At 49.3% G+C, this 4,511-nt stretch carries 2 protein-coding genes and 1 pseudogene; 1 reads left to right on the forward strand and 2 read right to left on the reverse strand.

Features of this window, described 5'->3' with window-relative positions:
• Positions 1–416: pseudogene (locus tag R3177_RS13420) on the reverse strand (glycoside hydrolase); the annotation flags it as partial.
• Positions 417–658: 242 nt separating this feature from the next.
• Between R3177_RS13420 and R3177_RS13425 the strand changes: the two are divergent.
• Complete coding sequence (locus tag R3177_RS13425) at positions 659–3,658, forward strand: TonB-dependent receptor (RefSeq protein WP_318971531.1); 3,000 nt, start codon at positions 659–661, stop codon at positions 3,656–3,658.
• A gap of 46 nt (positions 3,659–3,704) precedes the next feature.
• Here R3177_RS13425 and R3177_RS13430 read toward each other — a convergent pair.
• Positions 3,705–4,511: hypothetical protein (locus R3177_RS13430; RefSeq protein ID WP_318971532.1), on the reverse strand; the 807-nt coding region annotated here is incomplete at its 5' end.

The following is a 4,511-nucleotide window of genomic DNA, read 5'->3' on the forward strand; positions in this document are numbered from 1 at the left end:
ACCACCAGGCCAAAGCGGACCGGGTTAACCGCATGCACCGCCTCAGTATTCAGGTTTTGCCGGTAGCTCTGCCAATTTGCTGCGGTTACTGCCTGGCCATTACCATAAAAGCGCAGCTGCTCTGCCGATGCACTGGCTTTACTGATCATTGCTGTCAATGCAGCTGCCGTTAAGCTTGGTGGCACCTCTGCCAGCCTGGTCATCTCACTCTGCCTGGCAAAGGTATCATTATTTGCCGCGCTGATTTGCGCCTCGGTTAACAATAGCCGATCTGCATCGGTGACTTTTGCCAGCCAGAAGTCGGCACTAAGATGTTCGGGCTCTAACATTGGAATATCTGACTTCGCATAAACGTTTTCCTGAAAACCGCTGCTGCCTAAGCACAAAAGTACTATTAACCAATAACCTAGTCTCATTTCACCTTCTTATCAGCAGCACAAAAATACCGTCTGACTTTTATAATAGCTGCAAATAGAATCAAATATTCCAATTAATAATAATTTTTAGCATAAATTATTTTCAAAACCAAAAAATTATTGCTATGTTAATTTTGTGCAGAAATTAAACACCTTGCACTATAACGATAAACGGGCACTAAAAAGGGCAAGCAGAACCCTGTTACGGACAGCTACAACATGCAACTCCAGGAGAGATACTGATGAAGTATAACGAGCTTAATTTTATAAAAAGTCGTTTGGCGCAGGCGACCCAATTCGCTTTTCGCTCACCGGCTACTGTCACCGCTATGGTACTGGCTGGTGTGCTGACCTGCGCACCTGCTTCAGCACAACAGGTAGGGGGTATTCGCGGTAAAGTGACCACCGAGCAAACCGGTACTTCAGTGGCCGGGGTAACCGTCACCGCAACCAGTAATGTCTTACCCGGTGCCCGTACTGCGGTAACCAAAGAAGATGGCAGCTATTCGTTGCCGTTACTTATCCCGGGCCGCTATCAGCTGACCTTTACGGCCGCTGACGGCTCAGTCCGCCGCACTGAAGTAGAAGTACGACTTGAGCAGACATCCAATGTTGATGTCCAGCTCGACGGCGGCAGCGCCGATATTGAAGTGATTGAAATTGTTGGCAGCACTATTGTCCGGGAAGGGAATTCCAGCTTAACCAACTCGCTCGGCGCAGAAGCTATTGAAAGCTTACCGATTGGCCAGAATTATCGTGACTTGCTGAAACTGATCCCCGGGGTGCAGTATTCTGAGAATGCCACACTTGGTCCGGCAGCCGGCGGCTCTGGGGTTGATAATAAATATGGTTTTGATGGGGTTGATGTCTCCCTGCCGTTATTTGGTAACCTCGCTTCAGAACCTTCAACACATGACGTATTACATGTATCAATGGACCGCGGCGGTGCAAAAGCAATTGGCTTCAACCGCTCCGGTGGCTTTGCGATAGACACCGTATCTAAATCAGGTACTGATGAATATAAAGGGAGTGTTGAGTATAAGCTGCAGGATAAAAGCATGGTATCCGACATTACCGGTGATGTTCCTTATGAGCTGGATCAAAGCTGGATTACTGCAGGCTTCGGTGGACCTTTAATAAAAGATGCGCTGTATTTCTATGGCTCTTATTACCGGCCGGAAGTTGACCGGGTTAATAAAGAGACAGCCTATGGTCCGGTGAAGAGCTACAACAGCACCCGGGATGAGTTTTTCGGCAAATTAACCTGGGCAGCAACGGATGATTTATTGTTTAATATCAGTCAGCGCAGCTCTGAACGTGATGTCGAGGGCGCATCAATTGGCGCTTTAGACAGCGACAGTGTGTCACTCGGTGAAAAAGCAGAACAGGATATTTTCACTTTTGACGGCTCCTGGCTAATCGATGGTGCCACCTCCCTCAGTTTCAATATTAATAATTTCTCGCTGAAAACCACCAGCACGCCCGATAATATCCTCAGCGTGCAACCTGTAATTGGCAGTAGCCTGGATTTAAATAACCTGGACCAGATGGGGCGGTTCACTGTGCCGACACTCAGGCCGGACACCCCGCAAAATGCCGCCTTTAATGCGGCCGCACAAACACTGATTGACCGTTATGGTTATATTGATGACAGTGGTAACCGGGCTGGCGGCGGCCGTATCGGGGCTTATCATCAGTTCGATACCACCGAATTCTCGCGCCAGAGCTTTGAAATTGCCCTTGATCGGGAGATGGAGCTGGGCAATCTGTGGCATAATTTTCATGTCGGCTTTAAATATTCCGAGCTGACAGAAGAGCTGAGCCGGGTGTCTAACGGCTGGGGAATTATCGGCTATCTCGGGGGCCTGAGCACCACAGTACCCGGGGCGTTTTATCAGGCGACCATCGTCGGTGCCGATCCCAATGTGGGCAGTGGTCTGAACGTGCTGGAGTCTTCCGTTAAAACGTACAATCTGGAAATTAATGACACCATTACTGCCGGTGACTTTGAATACAATGTCGGCGTGCTGATCAGTAAGGATGTGTTGTATGGTCAGGGATTAAGGGAAAACCCCAACAACTTATCCGGCTTTGAGCTGGCACCGGGCAATAAGTACAAAATGTATACCATGGACTGGGATGATATGATCCAGCCGAGACTGGGCGTTACCTGGCGTTACGATGGTGAAAATACGGTATTTGGTAACTTCGCCGTTTATCACCCGGAAGCAAATTCCCTGGCCCGCGCGGCATCGTGGGACAGGTCGACCCTGAACCGGATCACCGATGTCTATTTCGATGAACAGGGTGACTTTGTTGAAGAAAGGTATCGTGGCTCATCGTCAGGCAAGTTTTTTGCCGATGGTTTAAAGCCAAGGCGGATTGATGAGTTTACCCTGGGTACAACTAAAGCGGTCAGCCGTCAGCTCTATCTGCGCGGCCATATCCGCCACCGCAAAGGCTCTAATTTCTGGGAAGATGTGCCCAATGCAGCACGGTTATCCGGTACTTATGGCAACGGTCAGGTGCCGGCTGAGATCGCTGCCCGGGGACTTTATATCCCTGAACTGGCAGATTACCGGGCTGAAATTGGTGGTTCAAGCTATGTTATTGCCGAGGTGGATAACGGTTATACCAAATACTGGGAAGCCAGCATTGAAGCAGAATGGATAGGGGATCGCACCTATGTCAATGCGTCCTATGTCTGGAGCCGGTATACCGGTAATTTTGACCAGGACAATACCACCACCAATAATGATGCCAATACCTTTATCGGTTCGTCATTCTATAACGATGAACCCGGTAAGTTTTCCTGGGATAACAAAGACGGCACCTTAAGTTCAGACAAACCGCATTTACTGAAAGTATTTGGTTACTACACCCTGGACTGGGATGCCAATGTTGGCGCTTACTTGCTGTATCAATCCGGTCAGGCCTGGGAAACCTGGTCTGCTGAATATTACGGCCATGCACCAACCAGTTCTTATTACGCGGTGAGTGCCTATGCAGAGAAGGCCGGTAGCAGGCGCACCTCAAGTCACTGGCAACTGGATTTAAACTACACCCAGAACTTTGCGGTTACCGACAAGCTGAATATGAAATTTCAGATTGATATCTTTAACCTGTTCGATCGGCAGACCGGTTACAACGTGAACCCCTACGATTATCAGGCAAATTACGGTCAGCCACGCAGTTTCTATCTACCGCGCAGAATTCAGTTGTCAGTGGGTATCGACTTCTGATCCCGTGCTGTTCCTGGTACCTTTTGCCCGCCTTGTGCGGGCTTTTTTATTGCCAGCGCCAGGTAAGCACTAACTTACTAAGCGATTGCTGCTGATTAACCTGCCAGCCCCACTGCTGCCGGTTTAATTGCGTGCTGTTAAGACGCAGATACTCTGCACTTAGTTTAAGGTGGCTGTTCAGCTGATACCCTAAAGCCAATAACAATGCTTCACCCTGGCCGTTGTTATTATCGCCCGGCGTCAAATCTATATCGTCAACCTTAAAATCGTCATAACGTAAGGTTGCGCTTAACTTATTTTGCTGCCAGTGCGCCAGCAAAAACCAGGCTGCAAAATCTGCATTTACTGCGCCAGGGCCCATTAACGTATCGCCTTGCAGCCACTGGCTAACCACCTGCCAGTTATCATTGACAATATGCTGTACTGCCAGACTGGTAAACCGGGTGCGCCAGGCGTACTGCTGATGACGAAACAGTAACGGCTCGCCGTTATTATCATAATAATATGCCCGCAGGCGGGTTCGCTGGCCATACTCCCAATGCAGTCCTAAATAATAACCGGTGCGGTGATCCAGTTCTCTGGTTGGCTCAACCCAGGGGTTCTGTAGCGATAAATCCCCTGACTGAATGCTGGGATAATCAGCAAAATTTACCTGCTCTCCTAACCCCGTTTGCAGGTTATGTAAAGCAAAGCCGCGCCAGGCTAACAGTGTACCTGCAGGATCATTGCCCTGAAACGCGCCAATCACAGCGCTCCAGCTATGTTTCGACTGAAAAAACCGGCCCGGCCGGCTGATATTCAGTTCAGCACCGCGGGTGCGGATCTCTTCAGCAACCCAGCTGTTAATTGCAGA

It is taken from the genome of Arsukibacterium sp., from assembly GCF_033722355.1.
Taxonomy (GTDB): Bacteria; Pseudomonadota; Gammaproteobacteria; order Enterobacterales; family Alteromonadaceae; genus Alishewanella.